Origin of the sequence: Corynebacterium sp. (assembly GCF_012838985.1) — a bacterium.
Taxonomy (GTDB): Bacteria; Actinomycetota; Actinomycetes; order Mycobacteriales; family Mycobacteriaceae; genus Corynebacterium.
The window spans coordinates 1-16,760 of the sequence record NZ_DUOE01000086.1; the positions used below are offsets into that span (position 1 = coordinate 1).

Below are 16,760 nucleotides of genomic sequence, written 5' to 3' on the forward strand. Positions count from 1 at the left end.
CGCTGAGCTAATCGCGCGGGTTCATTTCATACCGATTGGCCCGGTGAAATGAGAGCGGATGACGAGACTCGAACTCGCGACCCTCACCTTGGCAAGGTGATGCGCTACCAACTGCGCTACATCCGCACTGCACCGTGGCTGTTGCCGTGGTGCGAGTCAAAACTTTATCCTCATCCGCTGTCAGAACACAAATCGCCAGGTCGGAGCATGGTTCCGGGCCGTCGGGAAGGGTCAGAATTACGTTGATGTCATTCGGGGGCGCTTCCCGGCCCGGAAAGTGGCGTGACCTGCGGATTAGGCCGAACTGCGCCTCTCCGTGTAAGGTTCTTTATCGCACAAGGTCCTATGGCTCAGTGGAAGAGCGTTCCGTTCACACCGGAAAGGTCGCTGGTTCGAACCCAGCTAGGACCACCGCAGGGAAAGCCTCCGGTCGACAGCAGTCGGCCGGAGGCTTTCCGCGTTCCCGGGGGCGTCGAAAAGTGGCGGAACATTGTATACCCAAGGAGGGTATGGGGATCAACCCTTTTTCAGTATCAGGTGTGGTAGATCACAATTTCCGCTGATCGGGAATGTATCTGCAGGTCTGCGCGTTGTGGGGGATGACCGGCACCTGTGGAATTGAATGAAAATCCCGCCGCGGACAGTGGCGGCGGGAACTATGTCCGACGCCACGACGACAGCTCTATTGATGCCCGCGCACTGTGGGTATCGTATGCCCTGATCCACATTCCGGTTTTTCCGAGCGAAGGTGAAGCACTCTGTGACGAAGTCCCTTATCCACAAGTTCCGGAATCTCACGGCCGCGGCAGCCACCGCCGGCCTGATGGTTCTGGCTGCCCCGGTGTCGCCGGCCCATGACCTGGTCATCGGCGGCAATCCCGACAACGGGGATGTGGTCGAGGAGTTCCCGGAGATCATTGAGCTGGAGTTCTCCGGCTACGTGAAGCTGGACTTCAACACCTTCGCCATCTCGGACATCGAGTCCGGGGAGATCCTCTTCTCCGGACCCCCGACCATTGACGGACGCATGGTCAGCATTGCTGTGCCGACCGATGTGAACCCGGGGCCCGGTGACTATCGCATCGGTTTCCAGATCACGTCCTCCGACGGTCACTCGACGCGCGGCATGACCACCTTCACGGTGGCCGGCGAGCGCGACGCGGCATCCACTGCCGCCGAGTCGACCACGGATGTCGCGTCCGACGCAGCGGGGGAGAGCGGAGTGCTGCAGAACCCGCTCACGTGGATCCTTGCAGGCGTGGGCATACTCGCTATCCTCGGCGTCATCGTCATGGCGATCGCACGGGGCCAGAAAACCACCCAGGAGTAATTATGTTCACCCGAGGCCGTATCGCACTGTCTGTTCTCGCTGTCTCCGCTCTCGCACTCGCCGGCTGCTCCGACAACGGTGACGCGGACACCACCACCACCGCCACCACTGCGGCCGAGACCACCGCGACCACCACCACGGAGACCACCGCCATCGTCGGTGAGGGCGAGAACGCCGAGTGGGTCACCTTCACCGAGGGCTTCGTCAAGTCCAAGCCGGCGGAGAAGGACATGACCGGTATCTTCGGCATCTTCACCAACAACAGCGACGAGGACATCAACGTCGTCGGATTCACCTCCAACCTCGACGTCCCGACCTACGAGCTCCACGAGGTCGTCGACGGTGTCATGCAGATGAAGCCGGGCGGCTTCCTGCTGCCGGCAGGCCAGGAGTACGAGCTGAAGCCGGGCGGCGACCACATGATGCTCATGGACTACAACGAGCCGATCGAGGCCGGCGACACCATCGACATCACCATCGAGTTCGGCGACGGCTCCACCCAGGAGATCAAGGACCTGCCGGTCCGCACCATCGCCTCCGGCGAGGAGAGCTACGGCTCCGACGGCTCCCTGCAGGGCCACCAGATGGGCCAGACCGACGACGCCGAGTCCGAGAACTAAACTCCAGCACACAACTCAGGAAGTGGAATAACAGACATGTCAGCATTGTCCCGTCGCGGCTTTCTCACCGGCCTGTCCGTCACGGCAGGTGGTGCCGCCCTGGCGGCGTGCGCCAGCCCGCAGGACAAGGGCGCGGGGAAGATGACCGCCGCTGCGGGCGCCGACACCCGGCTCTACGACGCCATCGTCCCCTTTGACGGGCATCGCCAGGCGGGCATCTCCACGCCCGCCCAGGCCAACCTCAACCTCGTCGGATTCAACCTCGTCGACGGGGTGGACAAGGGGGCGGTGGCCCGTCTCATGACATCCTGGACGGAGGACTCCCGGCGCCTGTGCACCGGAGAGACCCCGCTGGGCAGTCTGGAGCCGGAGCTTGTGGTCGCTCCGTCGAACCTCACCATCACGTGCGGCTTCGGCCCGCGGGTGTTCGAGGTGATCGACGCCGTCGACAAGCGACCCGAGTGGCTGCAGCCGCTTCCTGACTACAAGCTGGACCAGCTCGAGGATCAGTGGGGCCAGACGGACCTGGTCGTCCAGGTCTGTGCCGACGACCCCATCATGCTCGCGCACGCCACCCGTCACCTCGTGCGTTCCGGAATGGACTACGCACGGGTGTTCTGGATGCAGCAGGGCTTCCTGCGCGCCGACGGTGCACACAAGCCGGGGGAGACCCCGCGCAACCTCTTCGGACAGGTCGACGGTACGGTCAACCCCCGCTCCAACGAGGAGTTCGACGAGCAGGTGTGGATCGAGGACGACGTCCCGGAGTGGATGCGGGGTTCGACCTCGCTGGTCGCCCGCCGCATCAACATGAACATGGACACCTGGGAGATGCTCGACCGCCCCTCCCGTGAGGAGTCCATGGGTAGGAAGCTCGACACCGGTGCACCCCTGACCGGTGAGGACGAGTTCGACGAGCCGGACTACTCGGCCACCGACAAGTTCGGCCTTCCGGTCATCGACCAGCAGAGCCACATCTTCCGCGCCAAGCCTGCGGAGGGACACCCGGAGCAGCGTATCCTGCGCCGTCCCTACAACTACGACATTGCCCCGGAGCCGGGCAGCGAACAGCTGTCCAACTCGGGCCTGGTGTTCCTGTGCTACCAGAAGGATCCGGTCCTGCAGTACCACCCGATCCAGGAGCGGCTCGACGAGGCCGACCGCCTCAACGAGTGGATCACCCACATCGGCTCGGCCGTCTACTGGATCCCGCCGGGAACCAGCGAGGACGGCTCGACCGGTGACGCCTACTGGGGGCAGCGCCTCCTCGAGGCTTAAAGCCCCACCAGAATCTGGCGCGGCACGGGACATTGGTGGTCCCCGTGCCGCGCCTTTCTGCTGTTCGGGGCAGGTCGGTGCGGGAGGGTCGCGCCACTGCAGGAACCCGCGCCCGCGCGGGGTAGTATGTTGCCGAAGCGACTGCACCCTGCGTGTCCCCTCGGGGACCCGGGGCAGCAGCCGTGCCCGACATGTTGAGCAGGCAGCGGCCAGGTATGCCGCCGCCTGCGTGAGCGCAAGTTAAGGAGCGCAGCACACTCATGGTGAACACCACCGCCCCCGCCTTCCCCTCGTTCACGGTCCCGGCCGGCACCCCCGTCGGTACCGCGATGCGGGAGCTGGATCTGCCGAACAAGGGCCCGGACGCCATCGTCGTCGTCAAGGATGCGGAGGGCAACCTCCGCGACCTGTCCCACACCCCGGAGGTCGACGCGGAGTTCACCCCCGTGCCGGCCAGCTCGGAGGAGGGACGCGGCGTCATCCGCCACTCCTGCGCACACGTCCTCGCCCAGGCCGTCCAGGCCGAGTTCCCAGGCACGAAGCTGGGCATCGGCCCGGCCATCGACAACGGCTTCTACTACGACTTCCAGGTCGCCGAGCCCTTCACCCCGGAGGACCTCAAGGCGATCGAGCGTCGCATGAAGAAGATCATCAAGTCGGGCCAGAAGTTCGAGCGCCGCACCTACGCCTCCACGGAGGCCGCCGCCGAGGAGCTCGCCGCCGAGCCCTTCAAGCTGGAACTCGTCGCAGACAAGGGCAACATCGACCCGGACTCCGACGAGGCGACCGAGATCGGCGCCGGCGAGCTGACCGCCTACGACAACATCAACCCGCGCACCGGCGAGGTCGAGTGGTCGGACATGTGCCGTGGCCCGCACGTGCCCACCACCCGCTACATCCCGGCGTTCGCCATCACCCGTTCCTCGGCCGCCTACTGGCGCGGCAACCAGGACAACGCCGGCCTGCAGCGCATCTACGGCACCGCCTGGGAGGACAAGGAGTCCCTCGACGAGTACCAGCACATGCTCGCCGAGGCGGAGAAGCGTGACCACCGCCGCCTGGGCACCGAGCTGGATCTGTTCTCCTTCCCGGATGAGATCGGCTCCGGCTTCCCGGTGTTCCACCCCAACGGTGCGACCATCCGCATGGAGATGGAGGAGCACTCGCGTCGTCAGCACATCGCGGGCGGCTACTCCTTCGTCAACACCCCGCACATCACCAAGGGTGACCTCTTCGAGAAGTCCGGCCACCTGGACTTCTACGCCGAGGGCATGTTCCCCCCGATGCAGCTCGACGGTGAGACGGATGCGGAGGGCAACGTCACCAAGCCGGCGCAGGACTACTACGCCAAGCCGATGAACTGCCCGATGCACAACCTCATCTTCGCCTCCCGGGGCCGTTCCTACCGTGAGCTGCCGCTGCGTCTGTTCGAGTTCGGCACGGTCTACCGCTACGAGAAGTCCGGCGTGGTCCACGGTCTGACCCGTGCCCGCGGCTTCACCCAGGATGACGCGCACATCTACTGCACGGAGGACCAGCTCGAGCAGGAGCTGACCACCGTCCTGGACTTCATCATCTCCCTGCTCCAGGACTACGGTCTGGACGACTTCTACCTGGAGCTGTCCACCCGGGACCCGCAGAAGTCCGTCGGCTCCGACGAGATCTGGGAGCGTTCCACCGAGATCCTGCAGCGCGTGGCCGACAAGTCGGGCCTGCACCTGGTGCCGGACCCCGAGGGTGCCGCGTTCTACGGCCCGAAGATCTCCGTCCAGGCGAAGGACGCCATCGGCCGTACCTGGCAGATGTCCACCGTCCAGCTGGACTTCAACCTGCCGGAGCGCTTCGACCTCGAGTACACCGCCCCGGACGGCTCCAAGCAGCGCCCGATCATGATCCACCGTGCGCTGTTCGGCTCCATCGAGCGTTTCTTCGGTGTGCTGCTCGAGCACTACGCCGGTGCGTTCCCGGTGTGGCTGGCCCCGCACCAGGTCATGGGTATCCCGGTGGCGGATGATTTCGCGCCGCACCTGGAGGCCGTCACGGAGGAGCTGCGCAGGCGTGGCATCCGCGCCGAGGTCGACACCTCGGACGACCGCATGCAGAAGAAGATCCGCAACCACACCACGGGCAAGATCCCGTTCATGCTGCTGGCCGGTGCCCGCGACGTCGAGGCCGACGCCGTGAGCTTCCGTTTCCTGGACGGCACGCAGGTCAACGGCGTGCCGGTGGCCGAGGCGATCGACCTCATCGAGGCCTGGGTCCGCGACCGCCTCAACGAGCAGCCGAGTGAGGCAGCCCTTGCAGCCCGCCGACAGTAGCTGGACCGACACGGGCGTCGGCGAGGATGATGCGCTGACGCGCCTGTGGGCCCCCTACCGGATGAGCTACATCAGGAAGCGTCCGGCGGTCGGGTCGGAGAAGCCCGCCGACCCGTTCCTCGAGGCGCCGAAGATGTCCGACGAGGACGCCCTCATCGTCGCCCGCGGTGAGCTGGTCTACGCGATCCTCAACCTGTACCCGTACAACGCCGGGCACATGATGGTCATCCCGTACCGCAAGACGGCGGACCTGGAGGACCTCACGTCCGCGGAGATGACGGAGCTCATGGGCTTCGTCACCACTGCGGTGAAGACACTGAAGAAGGTGTCGTCCCCGGAGGGGATCAACGTCGGCTTCAACCTGGGCAAGGCGTCGGGTGGGTCGGTGGGCAACCACATCCACATGCACATCGTGCCGCGCTGGTCCGGGGACGCGAACTTCATGACCATCCTCGGCGGCACCAAGGTGCTCCCGCAGCTGCTGCGGGACACCCGTCAGCTGCTCGCCGATGCCTGGGTGGAGGTCTCCCGTGCTTAGCACCCGTGGGCGGAGGCCGGCGTCGGTCGTCGTGGAGCCGGTGGCGCGTGCGCTGCTCCGCGCCGGCCTGACCCCGAACATGGTGACGGTCATCGGGACGGTCGTCACCAGCGCCATCGCGGTACTGCTCATCCCCAGCGGGCACCTGTTCGCCGCGGCGGCCGCCTCCGGTCTCTTCGCCGCCTTCGACCTGGTCGACGGCACGATGGCCCGCCTGAGCGGCGGTGGCACGAAGTTCGGCGCCACCCTCGACGCGACGTGTGACCGGGTGACCGACGGCGTGCTCTTCGCGTCGGTCATCTGGTGGCTCATCTTCACCCATGACGCCTATCCGGCGCTGGTCGTCGCGGCCTTCGTCGTGCTCATCGCCTCGCAGGTGACCTCGTACGTCAAGGCGCGTGGTGAGGCCAGCGGTTTCACCATCCTCGGCGGCCTCATCGAGCGCCCCGAGCGTCTCATCATCGGCCTGGTGGGCGTCGGCCTGCAGGGCCTCGGCGTGCCCTTCGCCCTCGAGGCGGCGATCTGGGTGCTGGCCTTCGGCTCGGTGTACACCGTCATCCAGCGGCTCTACACCGCCTCCCGCAACCCGGAGGCGGTCGACCACATCGCCCCGCCGCCGGGCACCCGTGACGTCGACCCGCAGGGAGCCGGCGCCCGATGACCCTCGACCCGGCGGCCCTGGGGTACCTGGCCGGTTGGCGGCTGGTCCGCCACCTGCCGGAGCCGCTGGCCGCGTGGCTCTTCGACCGGGGCGCCGACCTGGCCTCCGACGACGGCCGCGGCATGGACATGCTCCGCCGCAACCTCACGCGGGTCGTGGGGGCGGAGAACGTCACGGCGGAGCTGGTCCGCGCCTCCGTGCGTTCCTATGCGCGTTACTGGCGGGAGGCATTCCGCCTCACCTCGCTTCTCGACGACCCCACCCTCCACCAGCGTCTCCTCGCCGGCCTCGGGGGTCGGGAGCATCTCGACGCTTCGCTGGCCTCCGGGCGGGGGGTGGTGCTCACCCTGCCGCACTCCGGCAACTGGGACATGGCGGGGCTGTTCCTCACACGCCATCACGGGCAGTTCACCACCGTCGCGGAGCGGGTGCGTCCCGAGGTGCTCTTCCGGGCTTTCGTGGAGTACCGCGAGTCCCTGGGTTTCGAGGTGCTGCCGCACACCGGGGGCGGGCAGCCGCCCTTCGAACGGCTCCGGGAGGTGCTGCACGCCGGTGGCGTCGTGGCGCTGCTGGGGGAACGGGACCTGCGGGGGACCGGCGTGCCGGTGGAGTTCTTCGGGGAGGAGACCTCGATGCCGCGGGGCAGCGCCCAGCTCGCCCTGGAGACGGGGGCGGCGCTGCACGTCGTGCACTGCTGGTTCGACGGCCCCGCGGGGTGGGGGATGTCGGTGTCGGAGGAGGTGGTCGTCGACACGCTCGAGGCCACCGTGCAGCGCATCGCGGACGGTTTCGCCGCGAACATCCGGCGTCACCCGGCGGACTGGCACATGCTGCAGCCGCAGTGGCCGGCGGACCGGGAGAGGTGACGGCGGGGATGCGCATCGGCATCGTCTGTCCCTATTCCTTCGATGAACCAGGCGGAGTTCAAGCCCACATCCTTGATCTCGCCCATGTTCTCATTGCGCGTGGGCACCACGTGGAGGTGCTGGGGCCGGCGTCGGCACGCACGGAGGTCCCTGACTTCGTCACCCGCGGCGGGCGCAGCGTGCCCATCCGCTACAACGGCTCCGTGGCGCGCCTGTCCTTCGGGCCGGCGGTGCGGACGAAGGTGCGCGAGTTCATCACCCGGGGGCGTTTCGACGTCCTCCACATCCATGAGCCGAACTCCCCGAGCTACTCCATGGTCGCGCTGTGGATGGCGCGGGGACCGCTGGTGGCGACGTACCACGCCTCCAGTTCGGGTTCGTTCATGCTGCAGCTGGTCCGCCCGCTGCTGCGGCCGGCGCTGGAGAAGATCCGCGGCGGCATCGCCGTGTCCGAGATGGCGCGGCGCTGGCAGGTCGAGCAGCTCGGCGGCGACCCGGTGCTCATCCCCAACGGGGTGGACACGGCCCGGTTCGCGGCGGCGCGCACCACGCCCGGCGCGGTCCCGGAGATCGTCTTCCTCGGGCGTCTCGACGAGCCCCGCAAGGGCCTCGACATCCTGCTGGCGGCACTGGAGCGGCTGGACCGCGAGGTGCGCGTCACCGTCATCGGCGGCGGGCGTCCGCGGACCGTGCCGGGCGTCGATTTCGTGGGGCGGGTCTCCGAGGAGGAGAAGGCGGCGATCCTCGGCCGCGCGGACATCTACGTCGCGCCGAACACCGGCGGCGAGAGCTTCGGCATCGTGCTCGTGGAGGCGATGGCGGCGGGCTGCGCGGTCGTGGCCAGTGACCTCGAGGCCTTCGCCGCGGTGGCGGGGGAGGCGGGGCTGCTGTTCCCGGTCGGTTCGGTGGAGGGGCTGGAGGAGAGTCTGCGACGCCTTCTCGACGACCCCGCCCTCCGCGCCCGCCTCACCGCCGCGGGGGAGGAGCGTGCCCGCCGCTACGACTGGGACACGGTCGCCTCGGATGTGCTGACCGTCTACGAGACGGTCGCCGACGACACGGTCGTGGGGGTGGACTGATGATCTGGTGGGTACTGCTGGCGGTGCTGGTCACGGCGATGGTGCTGTGGGCCTACTTCACGGCGCAGCGCCTCAACCGGCTGCACATCCGCACCGACGCCGCCCTCGCCGCCCTGCAGGCCGCCCTGGACCGGCGGGTCGCGGTGGTGGTGGTGCTGCTGCCGGAGGTCCGCGAGCTGGCCGCCGCCGCGGAGGAACGGCCGCTGGCCCACGGCGCGATCGAGGAACGCATCGCCCGGGAGCGGGATCTCTCGGCCGCGCTGGCGCCTCGCGAGGGTGATCTGCCCGCGCAGCTGGTCGACGCCGAGGTGCGTGTCCAGCTGGCCCACCGCTTCTACAACGAGGCGGTCGCCGACACCCGGGCCCTGCGCCTGCGTCCGCTGGTCAGGGCGCTGCGGCTCGGGGGGACGGCCCCGTTGCCCGAGTTCTTCGAGTACCGCACCTAGTTGCATGCCCATGGGGGTATTGGCACGATGGGGCCATGACAACCTGGCGTGGACGACGGATCCTTCCCCTCTACGGGGTGCTCGCCGCCCTGGGCACGCTGCTGCTCATCGGCATCCCCTCCGACATCATCCCCACCCCGCTCTTCGGGCGTGAGGTGCCGGTCCGCTGGTGGGAGTACCCGGTGCTCGGGGCCACGGCGCTGCTCACCGGCGCCTGGTTCAGCATCGGCCGCACCGAGGACGCCGCCTGCGCCGTGCCGGAGGAGCGCCCCGCCGAACGGGGCACGCTCATGTCGGTCAGCGTGTTCGCCGCCTGGTTCGCGGTGGCCTGCCCGGTGTGCAACAAGATCGTGCTGCTCATCCTGGGTACCTCGGGGGCCATGGGCATCTGGGCCCCGGCGCAGCCCTACCTGGCGGTCATCTCCCTGGTGGCGCTCACCGCTGCCGTCGTGTGGAAGTGGCGGACGAAGCTCGACGGCTGCGCTCCCGTCCCGGAGCGTCCGGCGCTGGTCTCCCGCTGAGACGCACCTCCCGGGCCAGCCACGCGGCGGTCAGGACCGTCATCACCACGATGAGCAGGTTGCGCACCGCCAGCACCGCGATCTCCACGCCGGCGGTGCCGGGGGAGTACCACAGCTCGTCGTAGTGGTAGGGGTACACGTAGAGCCCGAGCGCGGCCGCCACGACGGCCAGCCCGGCCGTCCACGCCACCAGGCGGGAGCCGCTCACCCGCAGGCACACGGCCAGCAACGGTCCCACCCACACGATGTACTGCGGTGAGAACACCTTGTTGGCCACCATGAGCAGGAGGACGAGCAGCAGCAGGAAGGCCACCGCCGTCCGCGGCCGCCACCGGTCGGCGAACAGCTGCCACACCGCCCACCCCAGCGCGAACGCGAGGACGGCGTACAGCGCGACGTCCGCCGCCCGCACCGCCAGGTCCGTGCCGGGTCCGTGGATCTCATAGCTTTTCGACGCCGCGTAGCCCATCCAGTACGCCTCCGGATCCCCGTGCGCCCGGAGGAGGAAGGGCGTCGCCGCCACCGACTCGATCTGGATGCCCCGGTCGCCCTGGTAACTCAGGGGGCTGAGCAGCCTCCCCGACCCGGCGGTCACCCACGTCACGCCCGCCAGTCCCACCAGGGACAGGAGGAAGGAGCCCACCCGCACCCACGTGCCGGAGCGCCGGAGACCACCCACCAGCCCGGCGGCCAGGACCGCGGGCCACAGCTTCACCGCGGCCGCCGCCGCCAGCACCGCCGCCCCCACTGCCGGACGGGTGAACAGCAGCGCCGCGGTCCCCGCCACCAGGACCCCGGGGACCAGGTCGAGGCGCAGCCACAGCACATGCCCCGTCGCCAGGCCGAAGAACACCCAGAACCACCCCGCGGTGAAACGGCGCTCCCCGCGGCGGAGGAGGAGGGCGAGCACGGCGGCGTCGAGAAGCGCGTTCATGGCGAGGAACCCGACGACGAACGCCAACCCCTCCAGTCCTGTCAGCCACCCCAGCAGGCGCACCGGCCACACACCGGCGTCCGGGTACTCGGTCAGCGCGGTCGGATCCGCCCCGCTGACGCCGCGGTAGTAGTAGCGGACATCGCCGAAGGGCATCGGTTCGGCGAGGATGAGACGCAGCAGGAGGAGCCGGGAGACGATCCACCCGAGCCACACCACCGGTACGGAGAGTGTTCTGTGCACGGGGAAGATCCTATGTCCCGCATGGAAACAGCAGGGTGATTGGTACGCGGGTGGCGGGGGAGCCTAAGGTTTCGGAGTGAAACAGGTTTTTTGTCGAACAGGAGCCGATCAACTGTGACCACCAACACCACCGGACGTGCGAAGCGCGGCGTCGCGGACCAGTTCAAGGGCGGCGTCATCATGGACGTCGTCAACCCGGAACAGGCGAAGATCGCCCAGGAGGCCGGCGCCATCGCCGTCATGGCCCTCGAGCGTGTCCCCGCCGACATCCGCGCCCAGGGCGGCGTCTCCCGCATGTCCGACCCGGACATGATCGACGGCATCATCGCCGCCGTCGACATCCCGGTGATGGCCAAGGCACGCATCGGCCACTTCGTGGAGGCACAGGTCCTGGAGTCCCTCGGCGTCGACTTCATCGACGAGTCCGAGGTGCTCACCCCGGCCGACTACGCCAACCACATCGACAAGTTCGCCTTCGAGACCCCCTTCGTCTGCGGCGCCACCAACCTCGGTGAGGCCCTGCGCCGCATCAACGAGGGTGCCGCCATGATCCGCTCCAAGGGTGAGGCCGGCACCGGTGACGTCTCCAACGCCGTCACCCACATGCGCACCATCCGCGCCGAGATCAACCGCCTGACCTCCATGGCCGAGGACGAGCTCTACGTCGCCGCCAAGGAGCTGCAGGCCCCCTACGAGCTCGTCGTCGAGGTCGCCCGTGAGGGCAAGCTGCCGGTGCCGATGCTCACCGCCGGCGGCATCGCCACCCCGGCCGACGCCGCCATGATGATGCAGCTCGGCGCCGACGGCGTTTTCGTCGGTTCCGGCATCTTCAAGTCCGGCAACCCGGAGCAGCGCGCCCGCGCCATCGTCAAGGCCACCCAGAACTACACCGACGCCACGGTCGTCGCCGACGTCTCCCGCGGCCTCGGCGAGGCCATGGTCGGCATCAACGTCGACGACATCCCGGTCCCGCACCGCCTCTCCGAGCGCGGCTGGTAGACCACCCGCTGCCTCCGCACAGAGAAGAACCCGCCGTATCCCCTTGAAGTACGGCGGGTTCTCGTCGTCTGCAGTCTGCAGGCTAGCTGACGGAGTCGGCGATGGCGTCCGGGTCGTAGGGCGGGCCCATCATGACGAGGACGGTGAAGACCACGGCGATGACCGCCAGCAGGACCGCGATCGAGCGGCCCGGATGGCGGACGAACTGGGCCAGGACCTTCTCGGGGAAGGTGCGCGGCTCCTCACCGGAACCCGCCCGGAAACGCCAGTCACCCGCGAGCAGCTCCTTACGGTCGGCCCACATGGTGAACGGCCAGGCGGCGAAGGGGATGACCGACACACCCATGCCGACCAGACCCTGGGTGAAAGTCCAGCGGTTGTTCACCCACAGCAGGACCGTGATGGCGATGAAGGTGAGGAAACCGAAGCCGTGGATGCCGCCGGCGACCGGGACCACCGCCTCGGTCGTGCCGGAGTACTTGAGGATCATGCCGAGAATGAGGAAGCCCCAGGTGAACATCTCCAGGCCTGCGGCGAAACGGTGGAACTTCGAGGGAGTGAGGCCCTGCGCGGTGGCGGGCCGGGTCGTCGTCGTCATAATTGACCAGCCTACTGCCCGAACCGGGAAACTCAATGGTCGCAGGCTCAACCGTCCGGTTGATTTCGGGGAGGTAAGGTAGGTCTCCATGAGTGACATCGAGTACATCCTCGGACTGGAACGCATCGACACGGACATCTACCGGGGTCCCGCGGTGGAGTCGAAGTTACTGCGCACCTTCGGAGGGCAGGTCGCCGCCCAGGCTCTCGTCGCGGCCACCGAGACCGTCGACCCGGTCAAGGACGTCCACTCCCTGCACGGCTACTTCCTCGCGCCGGGCAAGGCCGCGGAGCCGACCGTCTTCCTCGTCGACCGCCTCCGCGACGGCCGTTCCTTCTCCTCCCGCCAGGTGCGCGCGGTGCAGGACGGCGAGACGATCTTCTCGATGCAGGCCAGCTTCCACGTCCGCGACGACGTCGGACCCGAGCACTCCGACCTGATGCGCACCGTCCCGGACCCGGAGGAGGTGGCCAACGGCGGCTCCACGCTGCCGGTCTCCTCCCGGGCGCTGCTCGAGGAGTGGGGCGACTGGGACATCCACGTCGTCCCGGCCGAGCGCTACGAGCACAACAAGTACACCCCGAGCCAGCAGGTGGTGTGGTTCCGCTCCAAGCGCCCGCTGCCCGACGACCAGACCTTCCACATCTGCACCCTGGCCTACATGTCGGACATGACCCTGCTGCACTCCTCGCTGGTCCCGCACCCGGGGCACAAGGTGCAGATGGCCAGCCTCGACCACGCGATGTGGTTCCTGCGCCCCTTCCGTGCCGACGACTGGCTGCTCTACGACCAGGTGTCGCCGTCCGCACACGCGGGCCGCGCCCTCACCCACGGACGGATCTTCGACCGCGCCGGCAACCTCGTCGCCATGGTCACCCAGGAGGGGCTCACCCGCTCGCTGCGCGAGGGCGCCCTGTCCGTCCCGGCGACGATTTCCGAGCGCGACTGACGGGGGCTGGAGGCCCGGGGTTCCGGCCAGCGTATAATCGGACGGGTCATGTCAGCGTGATGCCCCTGCTCACCCCGCGTCGCCGCTCCCTGGTCCTCCTCCGACGGGCCATGGTCGAGCGGGCTGAGCGCGCGGGGGACACCGGGCGGGGCCGAGAGAAAGGGATTTGATGGCAGGCCATTCAAAGTGGGCGACCACCAAGCACAAGAAGGCGGCGAACGACGCCCGTCGTTCGAAGGAGTGGGCGAAGGCGATCAAGGCGATCGAGGTCGCGGCCCGCATCGGCGGCGGTGACCCGGCGGGTAACCCCACGCTCGACGACATGATCCGCAAGGCCAAGAAGGCCTCCGTCCCCAACGACAACATCGAGCGCGCCCGCAAGCGCGGCGCCGGTGAAGAGGCGGGCGGCTCCGACTGGGAGAACATCACCTACGAGGGCTACGGCCCCAACGGCGTGGCCATCCTCATCGAGTGCCTCACCGACAACCGCAACCGTGCCGCCACCGAGGTCCGCACCGCGATGACCAAGAACGGCGGCAACCTGGGTGAGTCCGGCTCCGTCGCCTACATGTTCTCCCGCACGGGCGTCGTGCTCGTGGACAAGGGGGAGCTCACCGAGGACGACGTCCTCATGGCCGTCCTCGACGCCGGCGCCGAGGAGGTCAACGACCTCGACGAGAAGTTCGAGGTGGTCTGCGCCCCGACCGACCTGCAGGCCGTGAAGAAGGCCCTGGAGGAGGCCGGCATCACCGTCGACGAGGCCGGCCAGGACTTCCGTGCCTCCGTCGAGGTGTCGCTGGACCTCGAGGGTGCGCAGAAGATGATCAAGCTCATCGAGGCCCTCGAGGACGCCGACGACGTCCAGGAGGTCTACACCAACATGGACCTCTCCGACGAGGTCATCGCCGCGCTCGAGGACTGACTGTTCGGACACGTGTGCTATAAATTGGGGGACACTGGCACACGGGTCCCGCGCGGGACCGGGAAGGCGTTCAAGTGAATCTGACGGGGCTGCGCGTGATGGGCATCGACCCGGGTCTGACCCGGTGCGGCCTGTCCGTCGTCCAGGCCGGTCGTGGCCGGGAGGTTCTCCCGGTGGCGGTCGGCGTCGTGCGGACCCCGACGGGGGAGGAGCTGGCGGACCGCCTCCTGCGGCTGTCCGACGCGGTGAACGAGTGGATGGACGACTACAGGCCGGACGTCGTCGCGGTCGAGCGCGTGTTTGAACGCGGCAACGTCTCCACCGTCATCCACACGGCACACGCCTCGGGGGTGCTCGTGCTCGCCGCCGCCCAGCGCGGCATCCCGGTGCACATGTACACCCCCTCGGAGGTCAAGAAGGCCGTGTCCGGCAACGGCCGCGCCGACAAGCGTCAGATGACCAGCATGATCACCCGTATCCTCGGGCTCTCGGAACCTCCGAAACCGGCGGACGCCGCCGACGCCCTCGCCCTGGCGGTGTGCCACTGCTGGCGGGCCCCGCTGCTGGCCCGCACCGCCGCCCTGCTCAACTCCGGAGGTAACCCGTCATGATCGCATCCGTCCGTGGCACCGTCATCGGCATCGGCCTGGACCACGCCGTCATCGAGTGCGCCGGCGTCGGCTACCGGGTGGAGGCCACCCCGTCGACCCTGGCCACCCTGCGCCGCGGGGAGGAGGCCTTCCTGCTCACGAGCCTCGTGGTGCGCGAGGACGCCCAGATCCTCCACGGCTTCGCCTCCGACGAGGACCGTGGGATGTTCCACCTGCTGCAGACCGTCACGGGGCTGGGCCCCCGCCTGGCCGTGGCCTGCCTGTCCGTGTTCAACGCGGGGGAGATCTCCCAGGCGATCGCGGGGGAGGACGCGAAGGGGCTGCAGCGCATCCCGGGCGTGGGCAAGCGCATGGCGGAGAGGCTCATCCTCGAACTCAAGGACAAGGTGGCCGCCTACGTCCCGGCGCCGGAGTCGGCGGGGGACGACACCCCGGTGCTCACCCCGGCGGCCGAGTCCGTGGCCCTCCAGGTCACGGAGGCGCTCATCGGCCTCGGTTTCACCGACCGCGTCGCGGGGCCGGTCGTGGAGGGAGTGCTCGCCGACGAGCCGGACCTGGACACCGCGGCGGCCCTGCGCGCCGCGCTGACCCAGCTCGGCCGGAAGTAGGCTGACAGCGTGAGTGACATGGAACGCACGGAGTTCGCCCTGCCGGAGGACCTGCAGCTCGACCGGGAGGTCGACATGCGGATGCAGCCGGGGGAGCAGGAGTCGGAGACGACCCTGCGCCCACGGAACCTCGACGAGTTCATCGGCCAGCGCAAGGTGCGTGACCAGCTCTCCCTCGTGCTCACCGGAGCGAAGAACCGCGGGGTCACCCCGGACCACGTCCTCCTGTCCGGTCCCCCGGGCCTGGGTAAGACGACGATGGCGATGATCATCGCGCAGGAACTCAACACGAACCTGCGGATGACCTCCGGCCCGGCGCTCGAGCGGGCGGGCGACCTGGCGGCGATGCTCTCCAACCTCATGGAGGGTGACGTCCTGTTCATCGACGAGATCCACCGCATCGCCCGCCCCGCCGAGGAGATGCTCTACATGGCGATGGAGGACTTCCGCATCGACGTCATCGTGGGCAAGGGGCCGGGCGCGACGTCCATCCCCCTGGAACTCCCGCCCTTCACGCTGGTGGCGGCGACGACCCGCTCCGGCATGCTCACCGGCCCGCTGCGTGACCGTTTCGGCTTCACCGCCCAGATGGAGTTCTACGACGTAGACGATCTCACCCGCGTGGTCACCCGCGCGGCCCGTATCCTAGACGTGACCATGGACCCCGACGCCGCCGTGGAGATCGCCTCCCGCTCGCGCGGCACCCCGCGCATCGCCAACCGTCTGCTGCGTCGCGTCCGTGACTTCGCGGAGGTCAACGCCGACGGACACATCGACCTCGCCGCCGCCCAGGGCGCCCTGGAGGTCTTCGACGTCGATGAGCTCGGCCTCGACCGCCTCGACCGTTCCGTGCTCAACGCGCTCATCCGCGGGCACGGCGGCGGCCCGGTCGGCGTGAACACCCTGGCCATCGCGGTCGGCGAGGAACCCGGCACCGTCGAGGAGGTCTGTGAGCCCTACCTCGTGCGCGCCGGCCTCATCGCCCGGACGGGACGGGGACGCGTCGCCACCGCCGCGGCGTGGCGTCACCTCGGCCTGGAACCGCCGGAGGGCGCACTCGGCCAGTTCTGACGGGAACCGGCGTGGGGTGCAGGTGGTCCGGGGCCCCGGGCATCTGGCACACTGGCACACCATGGACCTACTTCTTCTCGTACTGGTGATCGCCGTCTTCATCCTGCCGTCCTTCCTCATGATGCGCAGCCAGCGTCGTCGTCAGGCGGAACTGCAGTCCATGCAGTC

General features: G+C 68.6%; 18 protein-coding genes and 2 tRNA genes. 17 read left to right on the forward strand and 3 right to left on the reverse strand.

The features are described from left to right. Positions 1-53 precede the first annotated feature (53 nt). Positions 54-126 (reverse strand) — tRNA-Gly (locus tag GXZ33_RS04955). 213 nt (positions 127-339) lie between these two features. Here GXZ33_RS04955 and GXZ33_RS04960 point away from each other — a divergent pair. The 11 genes from GXZ33_RS04960 (at position 340) to GXZ33_RS05010 (ending at position 9,657) form a co-directional block, all read left to right on the forward strand. Further along, positions 340-411 (forward strand) — tRNA-Val (locus GXZ33_RS04960). Between the two features lie 349 nt (positions 412-760). Beyond that, positions 761-1,330 carry a copper resistance CopC family protein gene (locus GXZ33_RS04965; protein WP_363236930.1) on the forward strand — a complete coding sequence of 190 codons (570 nt, stop codon included), beginning with the start codon at positions 761-763 and terminating at the stop codon, positions 1,328-1,330. A 2-nt stretch (positions 1,331-1,332) separates the two neighbouring features. Next, positions 1,333-1,950, forward strand: a complete 618-nt coding sequence (locus GXZ33_RS04970) for a copper chaperone PCu(A)C (protein ID WP_291339771.1) — start codon at positions 1,333-1,335, stop codon at positions 1,948-1,950. Positions 1,951-1,986: 36 nt separating this feature from the next. Beyond that, a complete protein-coding gene (locus GXZ33_RS04975) occupies positions 1,987-3,228 on the forward strand; it encodes a Dyp-type peroxidase (protein ID WP_291339772.1) in 1,242 nt (413 codons plus the stop codon). 260 nt (positions 3,229-3,488) lie between these two features. Beyond that, positions 3,489-5,546, forward strand: a complete 2,058-nt coding sequence (thrS, locus tag GXZ33_RS04980; protein WP_291339773.1) for a threonine--tRNA ligase — start codon at positions 3,489-3,491, stop codon at positions 5,544-5,546. Beyond that, positions 5,515-6,084 (forward strand): HIT domain-containing protein, encoded by a 570-nt coding sequence (locus tag GXZ33_RS04985; RefSeq protein ID WP_291339774.1) that lies wholly within the window; start codon positions 5,515-5,517, stop codon positions 6,082-6,084. Before thrS ends, GXZ33_RS04985 begins: the two co-directional genes overlap by 32 nt. After that, positions 6,077-6,745: a phosphatidylinositol phosphate synthase gene (gene pgsA / locus GXZ33_RS04990; protein ID WP_291339775.1), complete on the forward strand. Its 669-nt coding sequence runs from the start codon at positions 6,077-6,079 to the stop codon at positions 6,743-6,745. Before GXZ33_RS04985 ends, pgsA begins: the two co-directional genes overlap by 8 nt. After that, positions 6,742-7,611: a phosphatidylinositol mannoside acyltransferase gene (locus tag GXZ33_RS04995; RefSeq protein ID WP_291339776.1), complete on the forward strand. Its 870-nt coding sequence runs from the start codon at positions 6,742-6,744 to the stop codon at positions 7,609-7,611. Before pgsA ends, GXZ33_RS04995 begins: the two co-directional genes overlap by 4 nt. Positions 7,612-7,619: 8 nt before the next feature. Further along, entirely contained in the window at positions 7,620-8,690 is a 1,071-nt protein-coding gene (locus GXZ33_RS05000; RefSeq protein ID WP_291339777.1) for a glycosyltransferase family 4 protein, read from the forward strand. Next, entirely contained in the window at positions 8,687-9,136 is a 450-nt protein-coding gene (locus GXZ33_RS05005) for a hypothetical protein (RefSeq protein ID WP_291339788.1), read from the forward strand. Before GXZ33_RS05000 ends, GXZ33_RS05005 begins: the two co-directional genes overlap by 4 nt. A gap of 35 nt (positions 9,137-9,171) precedes the next feature. Continuing rightward, a complete protein-coding gene (locus GXZ33_RS05010) occupies positions 9,172-9,657 on the forward strand; it encodes a hypothetical protein (RefSeq protein ID WP_291339778.1) in 486 nt (161 codons plus the stop codon). Here GXZ33_RS05010 and GXZ33_RS05015 read toward each other — a convergent pair. Then, positions 9,572-10,834 (reverse strand): DUF2029 domain-containing protein, encoded by a 1,263-nt coding sequence (locus GXZ33_RS05015; RefSeq protein ID WP_291339779.1) that lies wholly within the window; start codon positions 10,832-10,834, stop codon positions 9,572-9,574. The two genes, GXZ33_RS05010 and GXZ33_RS05015, sit on opposite strands and share 86 nt — an antisense overlap. Positions 10,835-10,948: 114 nt before the next feature. On the opposite strand from GXZ33_RS05015, the gene pdxS reads away from it, so the two are divergent. Further along, positions 10,949-11,833, forward strand: a complete 885-nt coding sequence (gene pdxS, locus GXZ33_RS05020; RefSeq protein ID WP_291339780.1) for a pyridoxal 5'-phosphate synthase lyase subunit PdxS — start codon at positions 10,949-10,951, stop codon at positions 11,831-11,833. An 82-nt stretch (positions 11,834-11,915) separates the two neighbouring features. On the opposite strand, the gene GXZ33_RS05025 is transcribed toward pdxS, so the two are convergent. Next, the gene (locus GXZ33_RS05025; protein WP_291339781.1) at positions 11,916-12,431 is read right to left on the reverse strand and encodes a DUF3817 domain-containing protein; all 516 of its coding nucleotides are present in this window, start codon (positions 12,429-12,431) and stop codon (positions 11,916-11,918) included. An 88-nt stretch (positions 12,432-12,519) separates the two neighbouring features. Between GXZ33_RS05025 and GXZ33_RS05030 the strand changes: the two genes are divergently transcribed. The 5 genes from GXZ33_RS05030 to ruvB all read left to right on the forward strand — a co-directional run bounded on the left by GXZ33_RS05030 (position 12,520) and on the right by ruvB (position 16,592). Next, on the forward strand, positions 12,520-13,380 hold the full coding sequence (locus GXZ33_RS05030) for an acyl-CoA thioesterase II (RefSeq protein ID WP_291339782.1): 861 nt from the start codon (positions 12,520-12,522) through the stop codon (positions 13,378-13,380). Positions 13,381-13,549: 169 nt separating this feature from the next. Further along, entirely contained in the window at positions 13,550-14,302 is a 753-nt protein-coding gene (locus GXZ33_RS05035) for a YebC/PmpR family DNA-binding transcriptional regulator (protein ID WP_291339783.1), read from the forward strand. Between the two features lie 74 nt (positions 14,303-14,376). Then, entirely contained in the window at positions 14,377-14,913 is a 537-nt protein-coding gene (gene ruvC / locus GXZ33_RS05040) for a crossover junction endodeoxyribonuclease RuvC (protein WP_291339784.1), read from the forward strand. Then, complete coding sequence (gene ruvA, locus GXZ33_RS05045; protein WP_291339785.1) at positions 14,910-15,521, forward strand: Holliday junction branch migration protein RuvA; 612 nt, start codon at positions 14,910-14,912, stop codon at positions 15,519-15,521. The genes ruvC and ruvA overlap by 4 nt, the downstream gene beginning before the upstream one ends. A gap of 9 nt (positions 15,522-15,530) precedes the next feature. Continuing rightward, positions 15,531-16,592, forward strand: coding sequence for a Holliday junction branch migration DNA helicase RuvB (gene ruvB, locus GXZ33_RS05050; protein WP_291339786.1), 1,062 nt, complete (start codon positions 15,531-15,533; stop codon positions 16,590-16,592). Positions 16,593-16,760 lie beyond the last annotated feature (168 nt).